The sequence below is a fragment of the Peredibacter starrii genome (genome assembly GCF_034259205.1).
In the GTDB taxonomy this organism is placed as follows: domain Bacteria; phylum Bdellovibrionota; class Bacteriovoracia; order Bacteriovoracales; family Bacteriovoracaceae; genus Peredibacter; species Peredibacter starrii.
Map to the genome: position 1 here is coordinate 2,269,868 of NZ_CP139487.1, position 24,972 is coordinate 2,294,839.

At 42.8% G+C, this 24,972-nt stretch carries 15 protein-coding genes; 11 read left to right on the forward strand and 4 right to left on the reverse strand.

The features are described 5' to 3' along the window. Positions 1 to 188: 188 nt before the first annotated feature. From acnA to SOO65_RS11595, 4 genes are all read left to right on the forward strand, one after another. Positions 189 to 2,879, forward strand: a complete 2,691-nt coding sequence (acnA, locus tag SOO65_RS11580; protein WP_321389836.1) for an aconitate hydratase AcnA — start codon at positions 189 to 191, stop codon at positions 2,877 to 2,879. 105 nt (positions 2,880 to 2,984) lie between these two features. Further along, positions 2,985 to 3,770: an SDR family NAD(P)-dependent oxidoreductase gene (locus SOO65_RS11585; protein ID WP_321389839.1), complete on the forward strand. Its 786-nt coding sequence runs from the start codon at positions 2,985 to 2,987 to the stop codon at positions 3,768 to 3,770. Beyond that, a complete protein-coding gene (locus SOO65_RS11590; protein ID WP_321389842.1) occupies positions 3,767 to 5,029 on the forward strand; it encodes an amidohydrolase family protein in 1,263 nt (420 codons plus the stop codon). The genes SOO65_RS11585 and SOO65_RS11590 overlap by 4 nt, the downstream gene beginning before the upstream one ends. Beyond that, the gene (locus SOO65_RS11595; RefSeq protein WP_321389845.1) at positions 5,026 to 6,078 is read left to right on the forward strand and encodes an endonuclease/exonuclease/phosphatase family protein; all 1,053 of its coding nucleotides are present in this window, start codon (positions 5,026 to 5,028) and stop codon (positions 6,076 to 6,078) included. Before SOO65_RS11590 ends, SOO65_RS11595 begins: the two co-directional genes overlap by 4 nt. On the opposite strand, the gene SOO65_RS11600 is transcribed toward SOO65_RS11595, so the two are convergent. Continuing rightward, positions 6,059 to 7,726 carry a lytic transglycosylase domain-containing protein gene (locus SOO65_RS11600; RefSeq protein WP_321389849.1) on the reverse strand — a complete coding sequence of 556 codons (1,668 nt, stop codon included), beginning with the start codon at positions 7,724 to 7,726 and terminating at the stop codon, positions 6,059 to 6,061. The two genes, SOO65_RS11595 and SOO65_RS11600, sit on opposite strands and share 20 nt — an antisense overlap. 134 nt (positions 7,727 to 7,860) lie before the next feature. Between SOO65_RS11600 and SOO65_RS11605 the strand changes: the two genes are divergently transcribed. Beyond that, positions 7,861 to 8,355, forward strand: coding sequence for an ATP-dependent zinc protease family protein (locus SOO65_RS11605; RefSeq protein WP_321389851.1), 495 nt, complete (start codon positions 7,861 to 7,863; stop codon positions 8,353 to 8,355). Here SOO65_RS11605 and SOO65_RS11610 read toward each other — a convergent pair. Further along, the gene (locus SOO65_RS11610) at positions 8,330 to 8,683 is read right to left on the reverse strand and encodes a 4a-hydroxytetrahydrobiopterin dehydratase (protein WP_321389853.1); all 354 of its coding nucleotides are present in this window, start codon (positions 8,681 to 8,683) and stop codon (positions 8,330 to 8,332) included. The genes SOO65_RS11605 and SOO65_RS11610 overlap by 26 nt on opposite strands. A 51-nt stretch (positions 8,684 to 8,734) precedes the next feature. On the opposite strand from SOO65_RS11610, the gene ggt reads away from it, so the two are divergent. After that, entirely contained in the window at positions 8,735 to 10,441 is a 1,707-nt protein-coding gene (gene ggt / locus SOO65_RS11615; RefSeq protein WP_321389855.1) for a gamma-glutamyltransferase, read from the forward strand. 3 nt (positions 10,442 to 10,444) lie between these two features. Here ggt and SOO65_RS11620 read toward each other — a convergent pair whose 3' ends face one another. Then, on the reverse strand, positions 10,445 to 11,317 hold the full coding sequence (locus tag SOO65_RS11620; RefSeq protein WP_321389858.1) for a hypothetical protein: 873 nt from the start codon (positions 11,315 to 11,317) through the stop codon (positions 10,445 to 10,447). A 47-nt stretch (positions 11,318 to 11,364) separates the two neighbouring features. Here SOO65_RS11620 and SOO65_RS11625 point away from each other — a divergent pair, with 47 nt between their 5' ends. The 3 genes from SOO65_RS11625 to SOO65_RS11635 all read left to right on the forward strand — a co-directional run bounded on the left by SOO65_RS11625 (position 11,365) and on the right by SOO65_RS11635 (position 22,855). Next, positions 11,365 to 12,816 carry a high affinity choline transporter 1 gene (locus SOO65_RS11625; RefSeq protein ID WP_321389861.1) on the forward strand — a complete coding sequence of 484 codons (1,452 nt, stop codon included), beginning with the start codon at positions 11,365 to 11,367 and terminating at the stop codon, positions 12,814 to 12,816. A gap of 215 nt (positions 12,817 to 13,031) precedes the next feature. Next, the gene (locus SOO65_RS11630; RefSeq protein ID WP_321389862.1) at positions 13,032 to 22,553 is read left to right on the forward strand and encodes a putative Ig domain-containing protein; all 9,522 of its coding nucleotides are present in this window, start codon (positions 13,032 to 13,034) and stop codon (positions 22,551 to 22,553) included. Between the two features lie 23 nt (positions 22,554 to 22,576). Next, positions 22,577 to 22,855 (forward strand): hypothetical protein, encoded by a 279-nt coding sequence (locus SOO65_RS11635; RefSeq protein ID WP_321389865.1) that lies wholly within the window; start codon positions 22,577 to 22,579, stop codon positions 22,853 to 22,855. 52 nt (positions 22,856 to 22,907) lie between these two features. Here the strand turns inward: SOO65_RS11635 and SOO65_RS11640 are convergent, their stop codons facing one another. Next, positions 22,908 to 23,306, reverse strand: coding sequence for a hypothetical protein (locus SOO65_RS11640; RefSeq protein ID WP_321389868.1), 399 nt, complete (start codon positions 23,304 to 23,306; stop codon positions 22,908 to 22,910). A gap of 174 nt (positions 23,307 to 23,480) precedes the next feature. On the opposite strand from SOO65_RS11640, the gene SOO65_RS11645 reads away from it, so the two are divergent. Beyond that, positions 23,481 to 24,719 (forward strand): beta-ketoacyl-[acyl-carrier-protein] synthase family protein, encoded by a 1,239-nt coding sequence (locus SOO65_RS11645; RefSeq protein ID WP_321389871.1) that lies wholly within the window; start codon positions 23,481 to 23,483, stop codon positions 24,717 to 24,719. 10 nt (positions 24,720 to 24,729) lie between these two features. Beyond that, positions 24,730 to 24,972, forward strand: coding sequence for an acyl carrier protein (locus SOO65_RS11650; protein WP_321389874.1), 243 nt, complete (start codon positions 24,730 to 24,732; stop codon positions 24,970 to 24,972).

Below are 24,972 nucleotides of genomic sequence, written 5' to 3' on the forward strand. Positions count from 1 at the left end.
ATCCTGTTTTATATGATGCATCATCTTCGTCTATTACAAATTATCCTTCAAGGGAGAAGATTTGAAATTTTGAATGATGGAAAGAGTCGGGTAATCGAAAAGTTCGTTATGCCAAACTCACGGAATTGCATAGTCAGTATTTCTCTAACAGGTTAGAATATCTCATAAATTTTTCAAGGGAGTGAACAGTGTCAGACAAGAGACTCGATACTTTTAAAACTCGCCAGACCCTGAAGGTCGGCAATAAATCTTACGACTACTTTTCACTTAAAGCAGCTCAAGCAGCTGGTGTGGGTGATGTAGAAAACCTTCCATACTCGCTGAAAGTGTTGATGGAAAACCTTCTTCGTAATGAAGATGGTTTCACTGTTTTCGGTGACGACATTAAGGCCATGGGCCAATGGACGAAAGACAAGAAGTCGACTCGCGAAATTAACTACTATCCTGCTCGCGTTCTTATGCAGGACTTTACTGGTGTACCAGCGGTAGTTGATCTGGCAGCTATGAGAGATGCCATGAAAGCAGTTGGTGGTAATCCTCAAAAAATTAACCCTCAGGTTCCAGTTGATCTGGTAATCGATCACTCAGTGATTGTTGATTACTCTGCAACTCCGGATGCATTCACAAAAAACATGAACCTTGAATACGAAAGAAACGGCGAGCGCTACAAGTTTCTTAAGTGGGGACAAAAAGCATTTAAAAATTTCCGCGTAGTTCCTCCTGGTACAGGTATCTGTCACCAAGTGAACGTTGAATATCTTGCTCAAACTGTTTGGACAAAAGAAGAAGATGGTAAGACCATCGCTTACTGTGACACTTGCGTTGGTACAGATTCACACACAACTATGGTGAACGGTCTTTCTGTTCTTGGTTGGGGTGTTGGTGGTATTGAAGCAGAAGCCGCGATGCTTGGCCAAGCTGTTACAATGCTTATTCCAGAAGTTGTTGGTTTCAAACTTACTGGTAAAACTAAAGAAGGCGTAACTGCAACTGACGTAGTTCTAACTGTTACAAATATGCTTCGTAAAAAAGGCGTAGTTGATAAGTTCGTTGAGTTCTTCGGTCCTGGTCTAAAAGATCTGACTCTTGCTGACCGTGCAACAATTGCAAACATGGCCCCAGAATACGGTGCTACTTGTGGTTTCTTCCCGGTTGATGAAAAAACGATTGAATATCTTCGTTTCACAGGTCGTGATGAAGAGCGCGTTCAACTTGTTGAAGCTTACGCAAAAGAGCAAGGTTTCTGGAGAAACGATTCTAAAGATCCTATCTTCACAGACACTCTTGAATTAGATCTTTCTACTGTTGAGCCATCACTTGCTGGTCCTAAGCGTCCTCAAGACAGAATCGCTCTCTCAAACATCTCTGAAGGTTTCAAAAAAGACCTGGTTTCTGAAACTGGTTTCAAAGTAAAAGCTGACGACGCTAACGTTGCTCAGAAAGTTGATGGTAAGGATTTCACAATTACTCACGGTGATGTGATGATCGCTGCGATCACTTCTTGTACAAATACATCTAACCCATCAGTTCTCATCGCTGCTGGTCTAGTTGCTAAAAAAGCAAACGCTCTTGGTCTTACGAAAAAGCCATGGGTGAAAACTTCTCTGGCCCCGGGATCTAAAGTTGTAACTGATTACCTTGAGGCCGCTGGTCTTCAACCTGAACTTAACAAGCTTGGTTTCAACCTTGTTGGTTACGGTTGTACAACTTGTATCGGTAACTCAGGTCCTCTGGCCCCTGAACTTTCTAAGGCGATCAAAGACGGTAACCTTACTGCGTCAGCAGTTCTTTCTGGTAACCGTAACTTTGAAGGCCGTGTATCTCCAGACGTTAAAGCCAACTACCTTGCTTCACCTCCGCTAGTTGTTGCTTACGCAATCGCTGGTAACGTGAAACTTGATCTTACTAAAGATCCAATCGGTAAAGGTTCTAACGGTAAAGATGTTTACCTAAAAGACATCTGGCCTACTTCACAGGAAATCTTCGAAGCTTCGAAGGCAATTACTCCTGCGATGTTCAAATCTCGTTACTCTGACGTGTTCAAAGGTGATGAGTTCTGGCAGAAGGTTCCAGTATCTGAAGGCGAAACTTACGCTTGGGATTCTGCTTCGACTTACATCAATAACCCTCCATACTTCAAAGGTATGAAGAAAGATCCAGAAGCGATCAAAGATATCGTTGGTGCAAATGTTCTTGGTTTATTCGGTGATTCAATCACGACTGACCACATTTCTCCTGCTGGTTCATTCAAGCCTGAAACTCCGGCCGGTTCATACCTGGTTGGCCGTGGTGTAAAACCAGCGGACTTCAACCAATATGGTGCTCGTCGTGGTCACGATGAAGTTATGACTCGTGGAACATTCGCTAACATCCGTCTTAAAAACGAGATGGTAAAATCTGGTAAAGAGGGTGGATTCACAACATACATCCCAACTGGTGAAGAAACGACCATCTATGATGCTTCAATGAAGTATCAAGCAGCTGGTAAACCACTCGTGGTTCTTGCTGGTAAAGAATACGGTACAGGTTCATCTCGTGACTGGGCAGCGAAAGGTACTCGTCTACTAGGTATTAAAGCTGTTATCACTGAGAGCTTCGAGCGTATTCACCGTTCTAACCTTATTGGTATGGGTGTAATTCCTCTTCAATTCACTGGTGGTGCTACTCGTAAATCACTTAACCTTGATGGTTCTGAAGAAATCACAATCCACGGTCTGGCCGATATGAAACCTAAAGCTCAACTGAACGCTGAAATTAAGCGTAAAGATGGCTCGGTTGAAAAAGTGGTTTTCCACTCTCGTATCGATACGGCCAACGAACTTGAGTACTACAAAAACTCAGGTATCCTTCACTACGTTCTAAGAAAGCTAAATGCTTAATTGAGAATAGGGGGCCGTTCTGGCCCCCTATTTCTTGTCAACACACTCCTAAGCGTTAATAATAGATGAGTTAAGTCGTTTATCCACTGTCACCAAAGGACAAGTATGGGTAGTCATGCACTCTATTCATTAAAAAATTCTCGTGTACTTATAACCGGCGCTTCCTCAGGGATTGGCCGTGCTATGGCGTTTTCTATGGCCATGCGTGGTGCTCATCTCTTTCTTCTTGCCCGTCGTGAAGAAAAACTTTTAGAAGTGAAGTCCGAAATTCAAACAGAGTTTCCGAATGTGAAAGTTGATGTCATTGCTTGTGATGTAAATGATTCACACGCTGTGGAACTCATCAAAAAGATCACGGAAGAAAAAGTCGATGTTCTGGTAAACAATGCTGGGCTTGCTCTTGGCCGCGAAAAACTTGAACTCTCGCAGCTCACGGATATGGAGCAGATGATCAGCACCAATATCACGGCAAACTTCAAACTTGTTCACCTGACACTTCCTTGGATGTTAAAAGCAGGGAAGGGAGACATTATTAATTTGTGTTCTGTGGCCGGACATTACACCTATCAGGGTGGGGCGGTTTATTGTGCCACAAAACATGCAGTAAATGCTTTCACCCGTGTTGTTCGTGAAGAAACGGCCGGGAAAAATATTCGTGTTATGCAGATTTCACCCGGAATGGTGAACACGGAATTTAGTAAAGTTCGCTTTAAAGGTGATCAGAAAACTGCCGACTCAGTCTATGCCGGGATGGTTCCTCTTGAGGCGGATGATATCGCTCGCATGATGACATTCATGCTCGAGCAACCTCGTCACGTCGTGATTGATGAAATTATTACGATGCCGACGGACCAGGGAAGTCCCACTACAGTGGTAAGGAAGCACTCGTGAAAGTTATTGATGCTATTACCGTTACTTCAACGGATGTAAAACGCCAGCAGATTCAGTTTGATGAAACGACTGGATTGATTGTGGCAGTAGGGGACTTGAACCTTACACCTGATTATAGTTTTGGAAATGATTGTTACTTATTCGCAGGAATGGGGGACGTACATATTCATGCCCGTGAGGATGTCTCGGGCAAAAATAATTATAAAGAAGATTTCACCAGCGCTCGTGCTGCCCTTCACAACGGAGGACTTTGTCACGCGGGCGATATGCCGAATAACCCAGTTCCACCTGTGGATGATAAAAGTTATGAAGCAAAAGTTAAACTCGCTGAAAAGGTCGACGGAGAAATCTGGGCCTATGCGGGAATAGGCCCGGAAACAAAACCTCTAAGCTACCCTGTTCCTTATAAGGTCTACATGGGTCCATCGATTGGAGAGTTGTTCTTTAAAGATCTTCCAACTCTGGAACACACGCTTGAGAATTATCGCGGCGAATGTGTAAGTTTTCACTGTGAAGATCCGCTTATTCTTGAGGCCCACAAAAGTGCCACTCATCACCATGATCGACGTCCGGTGGAGGCAGAAGTTATCGCCACAAAAGACGCTCTCATGATGATTCAAAAATTTAATCTTAAAGGGAAACTCTGCCACTATAGTTCTGGTGAAGGTCTTCGTCTTATTCGTGAAGCTCGTACACAAGGTGTGGAAGTTCAGATTGAAGTGACTCCACAGCACTTGTTCTATGATATCGAACACATTCTTGAAAAAGATCTTAAGGTCTTTCAGATGAATCCACCGATTCGTCATGAATATGATCGTTCCGCACTTCTGATGGCCCTTAAAAATGGCGAGATTGATTTTCTTGCCACTGATCATGCTCCTCATACCCATGAGGAAAAAGAAAAAGGCACATCTGGATTAACTGGTCTGGATACGTTTGGACCCTTCGTGACCTGGCTGATTAATGACCAGGGCCTCGATCCAAAACTTATTGCTAAAGTGGCGGCAGAAAATCCTGGAGACTTCTATAATCAGTTCCTGCCAAGCTGGCAGAAAATTTCTAAAGCATTCACTGGCATGGGTAATGGTCTTGGATATTTAAAACCTGGTTTCAGAGCTAACTTTTCGATTCTCAATATGAAGCGTCCACTGACAGTGGCAGCTGACAATCTAAAAACGAAAGTTGGCCACTCGCCATTTATGGGTGTGACTTTTCCTGGTTCTGTAGAAGCTCTCTTTATCGGGGGTAAAAAGGTATGAAAATGATCGTTGGAACCCTGGTTGTTTTTGCTTTTCTCTTTGTGGGCATCATCGCCTGGAGTGCCTATCCATGGAGCATTGGTGAATCAACCGCCGAGTTTGAAGTTCATCATATTGATCCGGAAGTCATGGTTGATATGGAAGATCGTCCTTCAGTGGTAAAAGTTCTTACCTGGAACATTGGGTATCTTTATGGCCAGGGTTCTGAAGGTCCGGGCTATGAGCACCGTGGGAAAGAATATTACGAAGAAAAATTAAAAGAATTTGCTCAGCAAATTAAAGACTGGAATCCGGACGTCATCTGTCTTCAGGAAGTGGACTTTGAATCTTCTCGTTCAGGGGATTTGAATCAGGCCCAGTATCTGGCTGCGAAGGCGGGATATCCCTATGTGGCAGAGGCCGTGTCTTGGGACGCCAATTACATTCCATTTCCTTACTGGCCATTGAAAAACAATTTTGGCCGTGTGAAATCCGGGGGAGCGATCCTTAGTAAATACCCTTTAAAAAACCACTCAGTCACCCTACTTGAAAAACCTCAGTCTCAGCCTTGGTGGTATAACCTTTTCTATCTACATCGCTATTTCCAGACTGTGACGATTGAATTGGATGAAAAAGAATACAAAATCGTAAACCTTCATCTTGAGGCCTTTGATAAGATTGACCGCTTAAAGCAAGTTGGGCAGCTCGTGGATAAAGTGAAGCGTGAGGGAATTGATTTTGTGGCCGGGGACTTTAACATGCTTCCAGCAAGTGCCACGAAACGCTCAAAATTCTACAATGAAGACGATTATGAGAACGATGCGAGCTATGAAGGGATGCAGGTCTCGAAGCTTTCTGAGGTCGTTCCTGATGATATTTACGCGAAAGACGAGAAGACTTATTTCACGTTTCCGGCCTGGGCACCAGATCGTCGACTTGATTATATCTTCTATAAACCGGGCCTTAAAATGATGAGGGCCGAAGTTTTAAGTTCGGCCCTCTCGGATCATTTGCCCCTTAGGGCCACATTTCAAATTGGTTCACCAAAGTTTAATCCATATTCACAATAATTTTTTGACCAGGGTAGATTGAGCGCTGCTTGAGAGAGTTGATCTTTACAAGCGCCTCGATCGGCTGGTTAAACTCACGAGCAACCTTCGTCAGGTGATCGCCTTTTCTTACTGTATAGATACCTTTCTGAGTACCTGGAAGAACGATTTTTTGTCCTACCTGAATCTGACCACGCTTTAGATTGTTGGCCGTTTTAATTTTTGAAACATTTAGATCAAACAAACGGGCAAGGTCTGTCAGATTATCACCACGCTTAACTTTATAAACGATTGGCCTGTTAGTAACTTTAACTTTTGGAGTTTGGGCCACAGTACGAGTTGCAACTTTTTGCTCATCTCTTTCCTCAAGCTTCAGTCGTTGACCGATTTTTACTCTTGTTCTCCAAGATTTGAAATCATTGGCCATCGCCAGTTCTCTTGGCGTCATGTTGTACTTACGGGCAATTGATACAAGAGTTTCGCCACGACGAACATGGTGAAGTTTAGGTTTTACTTCTGTTTCAACTTTAGCTTCTTTTTCAACATGGGCCGTGCGGCGGTTTAGATCACGACGAGATTCAGGTTTTGAAAATTTTGCCACTTCAACTGGAGCTGCGATTTCATCCAGGCGGTAGCTGTACTTAGATTTTGGCACGCGAAGGTAGTAAGTACCTGCGAAGTGTCTTGGAGTTGAAGTACGACGAAGTTCAGGGTTAAGTTTCTTTAAAAGAGCAACGTCGATATTCATACGACGAGCAACTGAAACAAGAGAGATGTTCTTCTTAACTGGTTTAAGCTCAGTTAGATCAAAAAGACGGTGTTTTTTCTTAGGGATGACGAAACCGTATTTTTCAGCGTTATTTACTACGTGCATGGCCGCAAGAACTTTTGGAACGTAGTTAATTGTTTCAGAAGGAAGATGTTTGTTACGAGAAAGCTCATAGAAGTCACGTGTTCCGTGCTTCATAATTCGGCGGATGATTCCGTATTCACCAGCATTGTAGCCAGCAAGAGCAAGTTCCCATGAAGATAGAACGTTATGCATGTCTTTAAAGTACATTGCTGCGGCCTTTGTAGACTTGAATAGATCTTGTCTTTCATCAATTTCAGACGTGATTTTTAGACCATAACGAGCACCTGTGCCACGGATGAATTGCCAAGGACCCACTGCCGAAGCATGAGAGCGAGCGCCTAGGTAATAACCAGATTCAATAAGGCCAACGAAATAAAGTTCTTTCGGAAGACCGTGGGCCTCAAAGATCGCCTCAATGTGATGACGATATTCTTCACCGTTATTGATAAAACGTTGCATACGATCACGGTTTTGTTTTGTGAAGTAATCTACCCAAAACTGCATACGCTTAGTGTTTTTCTTTGCGAGGAAGTTACGTGCGTAGGGAACTTCGTTATTTTCAGAATCGGGAAGCTCTTTATCGATTTCAGCGTCACCAACAGTTGTTTTGATGGAATCATCATCCGCATCGGCCTCGGCCATCTCGTGAGTATACTCACCGTTTTGTTGGGCCTTTTCAAAAACTTCATCATCTTCGATTTGAACAGTTTCCATGAGACTGCTCATTTCGCGAGACGGAGTTTTTTTCATTTGGGAACAGCTCATTAAGAGCATCGATGAAAGCGTAAGCGTAGAAAGAACAGATATTTTCTTCATGAAAAAGAACCTCGCAGCGGTTTTAGACGTCTTGTCAGATTATTTTATGATAGCACTCAGGATTGTCTTTGCAACAAATCTTAGTAGGAAAAATCATCCTTTGTGGAAACATCACTTTTTCATATAATCAATGAATGGACAGTGAAGTAAAAAGTGAATCAAAAATTATTGGCTGGCGTGAATGGGTCTCAATGCCAAACCTGGGTCTGGTTGCCATCAAAGGCAAAGTAGATACTGGTGCGAAAACGTCAAGCTTGCATGCGTTTGATATTGCCCTCGAAAAGAAGGGTGCTAAGACCTATGTGAACTTCAAGGTTCACCCGATTCAAGGTGACTTCACCGTGGTAGTTTCTTGTCGTGCCCCTCTGGTGGATATCCGTTCTGTTACTGATTCCGGTGGCCACAAGGAAGATCGTTATGTCATTCGCACGACAATGGTTCTGGCCAATATCAAAAAGAAGATTGAGCTGACTCTTTCAAACCGCGAGACCATGAAGTTTCGCATGCTGATTGGCCGTGCGGCCTTGAAGCACTTCTATATTGATCCGACTCAATCTTATCTGGCCGGGAAAACCATCAAGCAGAAGCGCTTCATTAAGGAAGTTAAGGCGATGCGGGGTAAAGCCTAGCGTGGGCCTCATCAATCTTTGCTGCGACGATGAAGTCATTTTCGACCAGGTTATTATTGGTATGGGTCCAGAGTTCGATATCGCAGTGGCCCCATCCTAAATGGATTTCCGGGTGATGCTTTTCTTCCTCTGCAATTCGACCCACTTCATTGGTAAATTCCAGGGCACGTTTAAAATTTTTAAATTTAACATCGCGACGTATGCGTGAGTTGTTCTCTGTCAGTTTCCATTCTGGAGAGAGGGACTTTAAGAGACGTTCTTTTTCTTCCTGTGAAAGTGGTGGAACGTAAGTTGAGCATGGAATACATTTTTTATCTTTAAGATCCATATCTTTTCTCCTAGACTCGAAAAAGTATCCTTTATTTATCAGGAGTCGTAAATGCGTGCTGTCTTGTTGTTGATGCTTTTGCTCGGTTGTTCTCACAAGGTGAGAATTGTTGCGCCGACTGCAGTTGAACCTCGAGTTGCTCATGAAGCAAGTGCCAAAGAAGTGATGGTTGCGACCCAAGGTCAGGCCACAACACGTGCTGCTCTAAAAATCTTTAATCAAGGCGGAAATATCATCGATGCTTTCGTCGCTGCCTCATTTGCCATCTCAGTTGAGCGTCCTCATTCAACAGGAATCGGTGGCGGTGGATTTCTTTTATACTTTGCTAAAGAAGAAAATAAGGTCTACGCGTTCGATTTCCGCGAAGTGGCCCCACTTCTTGCGACATCTAATATGTACTTAACAAAAAAAGGTGATCCACAACCACTTCTTTCACAAGAAGGTGCTTTAGCAGTGGCGACTCCGGGATTGGTAAAAGGTCTTTACGAGATTCATGGCCGTTTCGGTAAACTTCCTTGGAAAGATACAATCAGGCCAGCGATTGAACTGGCCCGCAATGGTTTCCCTCTTTATGAACAACTTCAAGAGGCCCTGACTGATCGTCGTTCTCTTTTACAAATGGATCCTGAGGCCAAAAAAACATTTTTTACTCAAGACGGAAGAGTGCCTCTTCTGGGAACCATCATCTATCAAGAGAACTTGGCCAAGACACTTGAACTTATTGCAGATAAAGGTGAAGAAGGTTTCTATAAAGGCAAAGTCGCCGATGCTATCATTAAGACCGTTAAAAAGAAGCGTGGTCTATTAACTCATAAAGACTTTAAGGCCTATGAAGTCAAAGAACGCGAGCCAGTCACGGGTGCCTACAAAGGTCTTAAAATTTTCTCAATGCCACCTCCAAGTTCAGGTGGGATTCACGTGATTCAAATTCTTAAAATGCTTGAGCCACATGACTTGAAAGATAAAGGACCTCAATCAACTGAAGCGGTTCATTTAACTGCCATGGCCATGCAGAGGGCCTTCATTGATCGCGCCAACTATTTAGGTGATCCTGACTTTAATCCAGTTCCAGTCAAAGAACTTCTGAATGAAAAGTATTTAAAAAAACTTTCCCGTTCTATTGATGTTGAGAAAGCGACTCCGGCCGATAAAGTAAAGGCGATTCCGCTTCCTTATGAGTCTTCAGATACGGTCCACTTCTCAATCGCGGATAAGGAAGGAAATCTTGTTGCCTCAACTCAGACCATCAACGGATGGTTTGGTTCAGGTGTGATGGCCCAAGGTACAGGTATTGTTCTTAACAACGAAATGGATGACTTCGCTCAAAAAGCAGGAGCTCAAAACCTATTTGGTGCTGTTGGAGGGAGGAATAACTTAGTTCAACCAAGAAAGCGTCCACTCTCAAGCATGTCTCCCACGATCATGACAAAAGACGGTCAACCTTTCATGGCGGTTGGGTCACCATCGGGAACTCGAATCATTACTTGTGTGGCCCAAACAATTCTGAACTCTGTTGAGTTTGAAATGCCTCTTTATGAAGCGGTTGCCGCCACTCGTATTCACCAACAATGGTTGCCGGATCAGTTAAAGATCGAAGCTCCTTATCTTGATCCAAAAGTTGAGAAAGAACTAAAGGACCTGGGCCATAATGTGGTTCATGAAAGACTTGGTTGTTCAATTCAGGCGATTAAGAAAACGAAGAAGGGTTGGGACGGAGTAAGTGATCCGAGAGGAGAAGGTCTCGCTCTCGGATTGTAAGATTTATTTTTGATACATGGGATCTGTATGCTGAAGCCATATAGGTCCCATCGGTGCAGGAAGATTCGTTTTATCGAAAACCACACCCTGGGCCATCTGATTCTTTTCCACTGAATAGTAAGTTTGTTTTAATTCGATTTTCTTTTTAACCCAATCATTCATCTTGTCCGGATTCCAGAACGTCAGAAGCTTATGCTTCTCTTTGTCCGTGGCCCATTTATCTCCGTGGGTAAGGACTTTAAATAAGCTTACTCCTTCATCTGTGACAGGAGGCCCGGCGAGTTCAAGAGGAATGTAGATAGATTGTGACCAACTATCTTTCATCTCTTGTTCCATGACTCCGGCCACTTCAAGGAAGCTCACACCAAAGGCCGAACAACCTGAGCCTTCACCATAGCGAGGACGATTCGCAAGACCATAATAGCGGCCCACATTTTTCTCACGGTACTCATTTAGGTATTGAGTTGTGCGCTTACACTGGCCGTCGTTTAAAAGGAATTTTGTGAATGTGACTTTTCCTTCAGAGAGTAAACTGTTCAGTTCATCTTTTAAATCTTGAGACTTCTCGAGCTCTCCTTCAAAGCTGTGATAGAGAATCCCTAGACCCCTTTGATTTACCATAAGCTGAGTCACCGGATCCAAGCTCTTGCCAGACATGCCAGTTAGTTCATACTGATCACCACATTTAAGTTCCACAAAAACGTGGCCCATAAATCGGGAGTCGAAGCTTAGTTTGTTTTTCACCGCAGATTTCAGGACCGCCGAAGGGGAGGACCAATCATATCCTTTGGGTGAAGGTTTAAAAAAAAGGGTCATTTCATTCTTTGCCCAAGAGCTTCCGGACAAGAGAAGAGCTGTAAATATGAGGTTTTTCATAAATCCATTTTCTCTCCGCTTTAAACTTCTTACGAGGAGGGAAAAATATGCTTTCTCTATTGAATTTTCTCTTTTTGATCGAGATATTAGACCCCATGAACTGGGAGCTTTTCGGAATTTCTATTTATGTCGTCGGGATGATTGGATTGGGATTTTATTTCTCAAGACGAATCAAGAACCAGGACGATTACTTCTTAGGTGGCCGTACACTGGGGCCCCTGCTCGCTACGTTCGCCATCTTTGCTACCTGGTTTGGTGCCGAAACCTGTATCGGGACTGCAGGAGCAGTTTATCAAAATGGTCTATCAAGTATTCATGCTGATCCCATGGGTTACACTATTTGTTTATTAGTCATGGGTCTCTTCTTTGCCAAGGTGTTATGGTCAAAGAAGATCACAACAATCCCTGATCTGTTCCGCCATCGGTATTCACCTTCAATTGAAAAGCTCACGGCCCTTTTACTCATTCCTAGTTCGGTCATCTGGGCGGGTGCTCAGGTGCGGGCCTTGGGTCAGATTGTTCATGCTACGACTGACTTTGGTCCTGTACTGGCCGTAACCGTGGCCGCCATTGTGGTTATCATTTACACCATGTGGGGTGGGATGCTCGCAGACGCTTATGCGGATCTCATTCAAGGTATCGCCATTATTATGGGTCTAATTTTTCTTCTCTGTTCTGTGATTTATGATTTAGGTGGAATTGGTGCTGCCCTTTCAACTATCCCGACTGATAAATTGAGTCTGGGTGGGGGAGATATGCTTCATTTGAGTTTACTCGGAAAGATGGAGTTGTGGCTTGTTCCGATTTTTGGATCCATCATGACTCAGGAACTAGTGAGTCGTGTGGCCGCCAGTCGTTCATCTCATGTTGCAAGAAACTCTACTCTTAGAGCTGCGAGCATTTATTTCCTGGTGGGATCAATTCCGGTGATCATTGGTCTTATTGGTGTGAACTACATGCCGGGATTGAAAGATCCGGAAACTCTTATGCCGGTTCTCGCGAAAAATCATCTTCACTATGTTTTCTATATTATTTTTGTGGGTGCACTTATCTCGGCCATCCTTTCAACGGTTGATACGACTCTTCTTGCGAGTTCAGCACTATTAAGTCAAAACTTAGTGAATCCGCTTCTTCCGAATCTTTCAGACAAAAAGAAAGTTTTGATCGCAAGACTTGGAACTCTTCTTTCAGGTGTCACTGCTTACGTCATTGCTTTTTCTTCGGATTCAATTACAAGTTTAGTTGAAACTGCTTCAAGCTTAGGTGGACCTTCCATTTTTGTTTTAACCATGATCGCCTTGTGGGACAAACGGGGAACTGCACTTAATGCTGGGTTTGCTATGGTGATGAGTATCGTGACTTGGTTATGTGGTCATTATATTTGGGACTTAGAGTATCCCGTAGTATTAACGGTACTGGTGTGCGGTCTTAGTTATTTCCTTTCCCTGCCATTTACGGCCATTTCGAAAGACAATCATCTCGAGGCAGTATCCGAGTAGATTGATTTATTGTGCCTACTATCTGTGTCCATCTGTAAAATTATCTTTATTCTGAGGCAGGATGTTCCTTGATGACCATCGTAAGTCATGAATATTCCTTTAGGTATTCTTTGAGACCCTTCCATATATAAAGTAAGTCTAGAATTGTTCGATAGGTCTAAATATATTGGAGAGTTAGCTAGTTGAAATTGAAAGGTATTAATTTTTTATTCATAATGCTACTGATGACGGCCGCTGGCTGTAATCCATCTGGTTATGTGAAAGTTGATGTCTTTCAAGATCTCTTTAAAAATAATCCACCAACTCTTAGTTCATTTACCTGTGCTTCTACTTCACTAACTGAAGGTGACACTCTTTCCTGTTCGGCAATTGGTAATGATACTGGAGACTTCACCTATCGATTTTCGCTCCAGAATACTTGTGGGAGCGCAGTTATTGATGCTGATTCAGGTGTCATCAACTTACTGACAGACAATAGTTTTGTTCCGGGCTGTGTTCTTTCTATAGAGGCCTTTGATGGAGAGTTTACTTCATCGTCTATCCAAGTTCCGATCACTGTTGCCAATACTGTTCCAACCTTATCAATATCTGATGTTACTCTTCCTGAGGACTCTGTTTTAATCGCTAATGATGCCGCTGTTCAGTCATCTGAAGGGGACAATGGTGTTTATGCTTTAGACAATGCGGTCACAACTGGGACAAAGTGTTCGACAGTAGGAACATTATCTATTGATGCAGTAACTGGTGCCGTTTCTTTGAATGCTCCTAACTGGGTGGGAAGTTGTAATATTACTGTGACATATGATGATGGTAATGGTGGTGTGGCCACAGATGAATTTACCTATACAGCGACTAATATTAACGATGGCCCCATCATAAGTGGTAGTTGCGGTGGTTCAGTGAATCAAGATGCCGCCTATTCTTGTTCAGCACTCACGGCGAATGATCCTGAAGGAGACACGTTTACTTGGGAGTTTGGGCCGACTCATGATTGTGCTTTCCTTGCCATCGACAGCTCAACTGGTGCTATCACAGGAACTCCAGATGATAATGAAGTTGGAAGCTGCACACTTGCTGTGAGAGGCACCGATGGAACAAATTATTCTCAAATCGTCTACACCCGATCAATTACCGTAAATAACCTTCAACCGACCTTAAATATTACCAATAAGTCTACTAACGACACCATTGGACCTGTAGTCGTCGCCACTGATGCAGAAGTTCAGTCTAACGAGGAAGGCCTCGGAGTTTATGCTCTAGATAATGCCACGACTTCCGGAACTAAATGTAGTGATAACGGTGTTGTGAGTATTAACACTACTAATGGAGAAGTGACTTTTGATGGAGTCGATGGGTGGACCGGCACTTGTAATATTAAGGTGGTCTTTGATGACCAGAATCCAACTCTGAATTTAGTTGCTGATGAATTCACACTTACAGTTGTTGATAATGTGGGCCCAGTTGCACTAAGTGTGAGTTCACTTCTGGCCGATGGAACATACAATTTAGGTTCAACCATTTCAATTCGTGTGACGTTTAATGAACCTGTGACAGTCACGGGTTTCCCAAAAATTCTGTTAGAAACGGGCTTTATTGATCGAGAGGCAACGTATGTCTCTGGAAGTGGCAGTGCCAATCTTACCTTTAATTATACTGTTGAAGCAGATGACTTCTCCGCTGATCTTGATGTGGCCGCAGCGGCCGTAATCGTTCTTAATGGTGGAACTTTAGTTGATATTTCTTCTAATGCTGCAACATTAAATTTGCCAGCGGGAGCAAATCCAAACTCACTACCATCTCAGAAAAACATTGTTGTCGCCGGGACCTTCCCGTTCGCTGAACTTCAAAATATCCCGACTCCCATTGCTCGCACGAGCTTGACCGATATGACAGTTGGTGGAACAGGCGTGACTCACTATCGATATAAATGGGGGATTAAGGCCGCAACCGATTGTAGTGTAGCGACAGGGTATTCCGCAGAAACTGATATCTCACAAAAAATTGTGGAGAGTCTTACATCAGTCGTAGTCGGTAATCCAGTTGCGTTTTGTGTAGTCGGAAAAAATGCTAGTGATGTCTGGCAGCCATATTCTGCCGCAACTCGAGTTGAGTGGATCAAGGGTGAGTACTCGATGGGCCCAATTTCACTCGCTGGACTCAGTAATCTTCCAAACTGGAAAGATGTCATCATTGATAGTTTTGGCAGAATTGTGGCAAGAAACGCCCGCGGAGAAATCTTTCGATCTGTTGATAACGGAACGACTTGGCAGCTTCAATGTAAAATCGTGAATGACGATAATGCCCACTTTAAAACTTCTCCAACTGCGGGTCACACTTATCTAATTACCAACGGTAATCTTCATAAGGTTGAATCTTATAATGGGGCCCCTTGCCCTCAGAAAACGTCGACTATCACAGATTTTAACTATACCTATTTTTATTCACCGATTGCTATCGACAGTGACGGAAGTATTTATCTCTTTTTAGCGGATGCTAGTGGTCAGCGAGATTTATTATACAAATCTGCGGACCAAGGTGAAAATTGGATCCTTCATAACACGCTTACAGGGAATGGTTGGTCATCTTCTTTTGCCATTGATCCTAATGATAAAAATAAGATGGTGCGGTTTGCTGCTGATGATGTGAATTCAACTCGCCAGGGACTTTATACATCATCTAATGCTGGTATTACATGGACCATGACTAGCACCAAAGATCTGACATTTGTTGATCTGAAATATAATCCGGCCCAAAGTAATTCGTTTTATGTGGCCACCGGAGACTATTCAACTGATGGTGGTGTTAACCTTACACTTGGAACTAACACCATCCTTGTGACGGATTCACGTCGTTTTCACATTGATACAGATGGCTCAGGATATTTTCTTCAGGAGAGTGGTGTTAACACACTCCTAAGAAAGAGCACCAACTACGGAATTGCGGCCCATAGTGTGCTATATACCTTTCCAAACATCAGTTCTAACAAGAACAGTCAGGCGATATCTACTCGCGGACCCCTTATCGCCGCAGTCATGGGTGGAAGACTGTATGTGAGTACCAACAGTGGTAGTAGTTTTAATCTTATCAACTGGCAGGGGACCAAGCTTGCTCTTATGACTGGTATTACTACTAAAGATGGTAAAACTGTTTATGGGGTCACCGCTGATTGGAACATTGTTAAATCAAGTGACATCGGTGAAACCTGGTCACTAAAATACACCAATGGACGAGGTTGTTTTAGTAAAGAGCCTCGTATTGACACTCATGAATTAGAGGCCAATCGTTTTTCTGTATGGGCCAATGGATCAAACTGTGGCCAATACGCTTCAAGTATTGATGGTGGTAATACCGTGAGTACTGGTCTTCTTGCCTTAAATCAGAGCTTTCAATCCCATGTGTATAATCCTCTTGATTCAAATTTTGAGGGTTTTCGTGCCCAAGCATACTATCGTCAAACCAATGATGGTGGGTATGATTGGAAAGCTTTTAATAATTTCCCGTCTACAATGGCCACTAATCCAGATGCCTTTCATGATTCACAGAATGGGAATAAACAGTGGCTAGTGGATACTTCTTCATTTGGTAGCGTGGTGGTTACGAATCTCGCGACAATCACTCAATCAACTGTTGCTACTGGCCTGGCCACTGTTGCAGGCATGGATGCGTTTGTAAATGATGCTGGGGTCTTTGAAGTTCGAGTGATTGATCGCACGGGTAAAATTCGTCGTAGTCTAGATCAGGGAGCGACTTTTTCGGATCTGGGGGTGGCCCCAGGACTTCCTATTTGTACTGTTCGATATTTTTATTCTTTGCCTCAAAACCGAAATGTTATGGCCACGATTTGTGCCAATGGTGATGACCTAACTTTCACAACTAATAATGGTCAGACTTGGAGAACAATTGATTTTGATGGGCTTTATGGAATTAATTGTGATGCAAGTGCCGTGGCACTTCATCCTAATAAGTTTTTCGTGGCCTGTAAGTCTTATGATGTTCTTTATGTGAAATATAATGCGATCGAACTTATTAATGATGTAACAGATAGTATTCTCTCCAATGCAGATCATGGCCTTGGAAGACCCATCGTTAATAATACAATTGCCAATGAGTTTGCGAGCACGGAATACGCGATTATTCCTTTAAATGGTACTTGCGATGGTTCTTTAACTTTTTCACCTTCTGTTCCACTTTCTAATGATCCAGCTTTCTCTTCCACCGGAGATTATCAAGTCTGTGTTCGATTAACTGATGCTTCTTCTGTGGTCACCTTTGATCGAAGCCCGATTATTAGTTTTGACAGTTCTGTTCCTGCCGCTCCAACTTTTAATTTGGCCGGCGCTCTAAGTGATGCCCTTTTGAAACGTCATGAATTTATGGACGACGGAAATCCTGTCGTAACAGGTATTAGTGGGTCAGGTTTTGATAATAGTTCGTTTGCCATCATTCCGGCGGCCGGTATTTGTAATAGTTCCCATCGCTATTCCTTCTCTCAGCCGATTGGGACCCTGGCCAACCAGTTTGTTTCAATTTCTCCCGGCTCCTGGAAAGTTTGTATGAAGCTCTCTGATAGGGCCGGTAACGGTGAAGTCTACACTCAATCTCCAACTTTTACTTATAGTGATGCGACTGTATATTCAAAACTCGTGAATCTCCCTTCGCCGATTTCAAATATTCTTAATTTAAATATTAATGTTACGGGAACTAATGTTAGTTCTTACCGTTATAAAGTTGGTCAATCCTCTAATACAAACTGTGCTGCCGGAGCGGGGTACAGTTCTCCAGTATCAAGTGCCAATCCAATCACCGATTCACTAGTGACGTTCAAGCCAAGCACGATCGAGCAGGCCACACAATTAAAAATTTGTGTCGTGGGATCTGACGCTTCAGGAAACTGGCAAGCATTTAAAGAAGCAACCATGTACGAGTGGAGTCTTTTCAGATATTCCGCCGAGAAGATTGTTGTTGGTAATGCTTCAGAAGTAGAAAACTGGAAGAGTGGTTGGGTAGATCTACATGACCATTCTATCTTTTATGCAACTGACTATTCGGGAATGGTTTATAAAAGTAATAATGGCGGGGCCAGCTGGAGTGGTCTTTGTCGTATACCCATAAGTGCCAATAGTTTGGTGTATGGTGATATGGCCTATGTTCAATCACATTATGCTGACAGAACTCTCTACGTACCTATGTATGGTGATGTCTATAAGGTTCAAGATTTAGGTGGAATTGATTGTTTAAATGTTACCGCCGATCTGCCATACATATCTACCAATGCTGCCAATGTAAACTTCAGCATTGGCCCATCGGGAGTTCTATACGCGCAAACACTGGATGGCGGCGAACAAAGGGATAGTATCTATAAAAGCACTAATGGTGGTCTTTCTTGGACCAGAACTGGTGGCGGAATTATTTATATAGAAAGCTATACTCCTTCTATCTCCATGAGGCCAGATCCCAATGTTCCAGGCAGACTATTTGCTACTTTCGTTGAACCATCAAGACCGGACATGTATGGAGTTTATCGCAGTGACGATGATGGGGCCAACTGGACAAAACTACAAACATCGACTGGAAGGCTCTTTTTAACTCCGGCGCTTCAAACACCTGGTAAATGGTCTGCCTTTAATGCCATGGCCCCAAGTACTGGTCTGTGTACGACTAACGACTGGGTGACGTCAAATACCTGCACGAGATATAGTGCTGATACTCCTAGTAACACTCAAAACCAAGGCCGTTTTCAATCTTTAAATGGTGACATCTTCAGCACTACTTCGATGTATTGGGCAACTAACATGCCTTCTTATATGCTTAAAAAATATCAGGCCGGTGACAATTCATCTACGGTTGACGTGGCCCTCGTTCCACCAGTTCCCCTGAGTTCTAACTTTCCACTCTATGCTATTCAAGGATCTTCATACATCGCTACGGCGGTGGGACGTATGTATATTTCCACCAACGGTGGAGCAAGTTTCACTAAGATCCCGGCCGCAAACCCAGAAAATTTTCCTCTCCTTCTGGAAGGTGCTAAAAACGGCAGTAAAAATTTGATGGTCATGCCTCCAACAAGTTATTTAGGTGGCCACAAGAAAGTGTTCATGTCTCAGGATTTTGGTGAGAGCTGGGTGGCGCATGCCGATCCAAATGATCGCTGCTATCAGAATACATTGGCCGCAATGGGTGATCTAGATCATTCCCGATTCTCTGCATTTGTTAGTACCTCATGCGCTACCGATAATTTTAATTCTTTCACGGACTCTTATGTAACAAAAAGTACCTTGGTTGGAATTGAAGGTAAGGCAGTGGATATTTCTAATCCTCAAGAAGGCTTTCTATTTGGTAATTACTATATGGCCAAAACCAGTAGTTATTGGCAGCACTATGATTATAAGAACTTTGTGATGCCTTTTATCGCTCCATCAACTGTTTTTAAATTACATCCAGAGGGCTATGTTGACCCAAGAGATTCAAATAGATTTTTTGCTCTGACTGTAAACCAAAATGGTGATGTGAATTATCCAATTCGCTTAAGTCTTGTGGACTATGGGGCCGGTACTTGGACTAATTTAACTCCTAATACGAACTTACCTGTCCCTTCGAGTTTGGCCCTGGCCCATGACGGTTCTGGTGGACACTATCTTTATGTCATTGCAAGTGATGGTAGGCTGGAGCGTTCAACGGATTATGGTGCTTCATTTAGTGTCATAAATTCCAATACCATGACCTCAGGTTCTTCTTGTAACAGTAACCGTAAATATTATGTGGATCCGGACAAACCACAATACCAACAAACTTCTTGTAGTGGTGAATACTTCAGTATCAATGGTGGGTTGAACTTTAATCGAATTCTTTCTTCTTTTCAAACTGACAGAAGTTTTGATGGTTGTATAATTGTTCCAAAATATTTCGATGGTAAGCACATTTATGTGAGATGTGCCCTCGGTCTGATGAAACTTAAACTGTCTGACTTTGATTTGTGGACCAGTCAGAATGATCGAAATCTAGATGCCAACGAACAAGGGATGGATCTGCCTTTAGTTCAAGTCACTGAACCAGGGCAATATAGCTCAATCTCCTATGCGGTTGTAGGGGCCAATGTTACTTGTGATAACAGTTTAACTTATTCGGCCTCTATTCCTACTACAACCGATCCGGCGTTTACGACCTCTGGTAAATACAAGGTTTGCGTTAAGTATAATGATGGGTCTGTGAAGTTCGCTGAAACAAGTTATTTGAATTTTACTTCCGGGGCCGCAGTATTTACCAGTGTTGCTCTGGCAAATGATGTGGCCGATGGCGTTTTAACTGAGAATGAAAAACAAGATAGTCATTTGCCACTTTTAAAAAATCTTGTCGCTTCAAATTACAATTCAATAGTCTATCAGGTCGCGGTCAGTGGCGCCAATTGTAGCACGCTCACTGATTACAAAACTCATCCGCCTCTAGCGAACCTGGAAGGTCATGAGTTGTCCATGTCGGATGGCAACTCTTATAAAGTGTGTTTAAAGCTTAGAAATCATTCTGGTGCTGTCTATGGTTCATCTCCAAGCTTTACCTATGAAGAAAACTTCCCTCATGCCGAACTCGTGGCGGAGCTTGGTTTAGTTGAGAAAAATATCAACATTACTTCGGCCGTCTCGGGTTTGGATTTGACGACTTATAAATATAAATTTGGCCGTGCCGAGTTCCTGCAATGTGCTTCAGATACTAATTATAGTTCAGAAGTTTCTGTGGCGACTCAAATTACTTTGCCTCTAGCAACGGCCGAGCTGGATAAACAATATAAACTTTGTCTGGTTGGGAAAAATAGCGCCAATGAATGGCAACCTCTGCATTTAGCGACGGAATATTCTTTCTTTGTGAATAAGTTTCGGATCACAGCCTTCTCTCCTGGTTCATTTAATATTGGTAACTGGATAGATATGGCGATCCATGAAACTGACCCTAATTATATGGCCCTAATGTCCCATAGTGGCCATGTTTATCGTACCCGAGACGGAGGAGTGACCTGGAACGTTCTTTGTAAGATTGCAGAAAATGTCACTTTCACAAATAATCAACGGTATAAACTTCTGATCGCTAATGACGGACCAAAAACAATTTATACCTCCTCTTCTTTCTCTTCAGGCGGTTCCTACCGAGTGGAGGATAGAGGTGGGGACAGTTGTACTAAAGTCTCAAGACATCACATCGCATTGGATAGTGTTGGCCGTGTTTACAGTGTAAGTGGCTCTTTAGATAGTTCGAATCCGACCGGCGCCTATCGCTCAGCTGACCAAGGAAGAAGCTGGGTCCGTCTCTTATCACTATCTTCAACTGTCCTTGATGGAGTCATTCATGTTAATCGCAACAATGATGACAATATTTTGGTGGTGAATGACTCTTCGACTGGCTCTATGTTTGTTACGAATGATGGAGGACTCAACTGGACTTCACGGGGAAGCTTGGGAGGTTTTTTAAGAACCCAATCTTTGATTTCGTCTCCGACTTTGGCCAACACATTTTTTCAACCTCTAAATGGCGTTTATACTACCGATGGAGGAGCAACCTCTGCGTCTTTAATTGGGGCAATCAATTTTAGAGGTGATGGTAGGGCCTATCGACTTCGTGTTGTTAGCGACGCAGAAACAGTATTAGAAACAAATACGGATGTATTCAATAGCGGAACTTGGACAACTGTTTATACCTTTAATGGTTTTGGCCATAACAACTATGACAATTTAGTGGTATCTGGAAATACCATCGCGGTGATCTTTGCCCGTCGACTCTATTTATCGACTAACGGTGGTGCGACCTTTGCCGTTCAAAATATATCTATGAATAGATTTGCTTTCAATTCATTCGAAAGAACCGCAACCAAGATATATGGATTGACTAACAGTAACGCTATATTTGCTTCGTCTGACAATGGTGTGAGCTGGAATTTCATATCTCAAATTGAGAACGACGTAGGTCTGGCCAAAACTTTTATGCTTCCATCAACAGGTAATGGTCAGTTAATTGTTGCAACTAATAACTATATCCATACTTCAAGTGATGAATTCAATACTAATAAAACAAGGCATTCTCGAGTCACCCTGAGTTTTTGTTTTTATGAGAACGTAGCGCAGGCAAATCAGATGCTGCTTGGAACTCAGAACGGTCACGTCGCAACAACAGATGGCTATGTGACAAATTCCGTCAGTGCTGAATCGATTACCAATACCTGTTATTCAGAGCCGCGTCTCTATATGAATCCAGCAGATCCTAATTTTATTATCAACACAAGCTGGAGTACATTTGTTGTATATAATATGACAACCAACACTTCAGTACCGTTTGTGACGGGATTACCGAATACCATTTCGGATATTGAGATGTACGAGGATGGCGGTAACTATGTTTTAAGGGCCATTGATACTCGAGGAACGATTCGTGAATCACTTAATTTCGGAACAACTTTCTCTCCTGTAGGGGCCATAAATCCTTATGCTTCTTCAGATTCACTTTCAAATTCAAAGATGAACTCTGAAATTACCGATAGAAATTTCATTCTCAACCATACGGGACAGAATTTGGCCTACACCTTCGATGGTGGTAATACTTGGGAAACTCAAATTAAAACTGCCAACATGCAGGGTGTGCTTAAATGTACTGCCATGAATGATGTCATCCCTTTCAAGGTGGGTGGAGTTCAGAAGGCCATTGCCTCATGTAGTAGCGACACTGAAGCTGGCCGGGCCTTAATCATTGAGTTCTAAAGCACTTTTGATATGATTTAATCATGAATAAACAATTTCTAATTTTAGTCTCACTTTTAACTCTTAATCTTTTGACCACCGGCTGGCTTTTATATCAATACAAGAACGCTCCCCCAGTAGAAGAAAACATCCGCGTCCGCGTGGGACAAAGTGATCGTTTTATTGCTGAAAGTGCCAATGAGATTGAAAAACTTAAAGGTGAAATCCAGAAGCTTCAGAATGAAAATCTAAAGCTCAATGAAGGTCTGTCGGCCCATTCTCAGTTACTGCAGGCCCACGACCAAGAACTAAGAAATAAATGATTTGGAATTTTTCTGCCTTGAGCTTTCACTCAAGGCAGAGAGATAAGAAAAATTAAGTTAGAGAAGTCGGAGCAGTGAAATCGCGATCCATAACAGTCTTACGTTTATCTGCCTTCGCGTTTTCAATCGCCTTAAGACAAATAGTTTGAACACGAACTGTAAGTTGATCGATCGCTTGTGATGAAGTTGAAAGACCAAGCTCATCTTTGATTAGTTTTTTTACTTTTGACGCAACTACCAACGCTTCTTGAATGTCAGATTTCTCGACGTAAAGATTGAAATCCTTGCCCATAACAGTCTTGCGACCAAGTTTTTGTGCATGGGCCATCGCATCACGACAGGCCTTTACGATATCTTGGTTAAGCGGCTCGAAAAAACCGGCCGACGTATTCATATCTGCTTTCTCTTTGATAAATTTCTTAACTTTAGAAATAACGATCAAACTTTCCATGAGGAGCTCCTTAAAACTAGCGTGGAAATAAAGTGCTTTTTAACTATCCTCGAAGTCCGTCTCTAGGGCAAGAGTAAAACCCGCCTTTCTATCTAAATTGTTCACTATACAAACAATGTAGACTAAGCTAACTTTTTCCATCAGTTTTCATTCTATAAACCGTAGGATTTTTTCATGGATGACACACAACGCATTGTGATGACAGGGATCGGATTAACAGCTCCTAATGGGAACAATCTCGCTGATTTTCGCTCTGCTCTGTTAAATTGTAAGTCAGGTGTAAAGCACACTGAGATTCGTTACATGGGTCAACAAGTGGCCGGCATGTGCGATTTCGATGAATACAAATATCAATCAAAAAAACTTCGTCGTCGTGGAACTCGTGCGGGATCAATTTCTATCTACTGCGCGAATGAGGCGATTCAAGATGCAAAACTTGACTGGGCCAACATTGATAAATCGATGGTTGGTGTTTATCTCGGAATCACTGAACACGGTAACGTGGAAACTGAGGAAGAGATTTATCAAATGCACCAGAACAATCTTGATTGGAAACTTTGGTCTCCTCACCACAATCCAAGAACAGTAGCAAACTCACCTGCAGGTGAAGTCACTCTGAATTTGAACATCACTGGCCCTCATTACACTCTGGGTTCTGCCTGTGCTGGTGGTAACGTAGGGATCATTCAAGGTGTTCAACAACTTCTTCTAGGAGAAGTTGATCTTGCTCTTGCTGGTGGTATTTCTGAGTCTTCTCAGACTTTCGGGATTTTTGCTGCATTCGCTGCTCAAGGTGCTCTTGCTCAACACGAAGACGCAACAAAAGCTTCTCGTCCGCTTGATAAAAACCGTAATGGAATCGCCATCTCTGAAGGTGGATGTGTTTACGTACTTGAGCGTCTTTCAGATGCTAAAAAACGTAATGCTAAAATCTACGCGGAGATCGTGGGCTACGCGATTAACTCTGATGCCTCAGACTTCGTTAACCCGAATACTGATCGTCAGGTAGAGTGTATGCACAAAGCGCTTAAGAAAGCGGGTTTAAAACCTTCTGACATCGATATCTTGAATATGCATGCAACTGGAACCGGAACTGGTGACGTTAATGAAACTCTGGCCGTTCGTCGTGCTTTTGAAGATTCAAATAAGACTTACGTGAATTTCACGAAAGGTCACATCGGTCACTGTATGGGTGCTGCAGGTTCATTAGAGCTTGCTGGAAACATTCCAAGCTTTGATGATGGTGTAGTTCATCCTGGTATGAACATTACAGAACTAGATCCAGAGTGTGATATTAAGAACCTCGTTTATAATCAGCCAAAACAAGTCGGCAACATTAACTACATTCTGAACAATTCATTCGGAATGCTAGGAATTAACTCAGCACTTATTGTTAAGAAGTTTACTGCTTAAGGAGAACTATATGGACGTACGTCAAATCGTTATTGATATCATTTCTGATATCGCCCCTGATGAAGATACATCAAACCTTGATGACAAGGTTTCTCTTCGTGAACAACTAGATCTAGATTCTATGGATTTCCTGGACATCGTTATGGAGCTTAGAAAGCGTCATAAAATTGAAGTTCCTCAGGAAGACTATCCAAAGCTAGCGACACTTGAATCATGTGTTGCTTACCTTTCACCAAAATTCGTTACAGCTTAA

Excerpts from the sequence above, each read along its gene's own strand:
- SOO65_RS11585 (WP_321389839.1), top strand. The coding sequence starts at position 2,985 with ATGGGTAGTCATGCACTCTATTCATTAAAAAATTCTCGTGTACTTATA.
- SOO65_RS11595 (WP_321389845.1), top strand. The coding sequence starts at position 5,026 with ATGAAAATGATCGTTGGAACCCTGGTTGTTTTTGCTTTTCTCTTTGTG.
- SOO65_RS11600 (WP_321389849.1), bottom strand. The coding sequence starts at position 7,726 with ATGAAGAAAATATCTGTTCTTTCTACGCTTACGCTTTCATCGATGCTC.
- SOO65_RS11605 (WP_321389851.1), top strand. The coding sequence starts at position 7,861 with ATGGACAGTGAAGTAAAAAGTGAATCAAAAATTATTGGCTGGCGTGAA.
- SOO65_RS11610 (WP_321389853.1), bottom strand. The coding sequence starts at position 8,683 with ATGGATCTTAAAGATAAAAAATGTATTCCATGCTCAACTTACGTTCCA.
- ggt (WP_321389855.1), top strand. The coding sequence starts at position 8,735 with ATGCGTGCTGTCTTGTTGTTGATGCTTTTGCTCGGTTGTTCTCACAAG.
- SOO65_RS11620 (WP_321389858.1), bottom strand. The coding sequence starts at position 11,317 with ATGAAAAACCTCATATTTACAGCTCTTCTCTTGTCCGGAAGCTCTTGG.
- SOO65_RS11625 (WP_321389861.1), top strand. The coding sequence starts at position 11,365 with ATGCTTTCTCTATTGAATTTTCTCTTTTTGATCGAGATATTAGACCCC.
- SOO65_RS11630 (WP_321389862.1), top strand. The coding sequence starts at position 13,032 with ATGCTACTGATGACGGCCGCTGGCTGTAATCCATCTGGTTATGTGAAA.
- SOO65_RS11635 (WP_321389865.1), top strand. The coding sequence starts at position 22,577 with ATGAATAAACAATTTCTAATTTTAGTCTCACTTTTAACTCTTAATCTT.
- SOO65_RS11640 (WP_321389868.1), bottom strand. The coding sequence starts at position 23,306 with ATGGAAAGTTTGATCGTTATTTCTAAAGTTAAGAAATTTATCAAAGAG.
- SOO65_RS11645 (WP_321389871.1), top strand. The coding sequence starts at position 23,481 with ATGGATGACACACAACGCATTGTGATGACAGGGATCGGATTAACAGCT.
- SOO65_RS11650 (WP_321389874.1), top strand. The coding sequence starts at position 24,730 with ATGGACGTACGTCAAATCGTTATTGATATCATTTCTGATATCGCCCCT.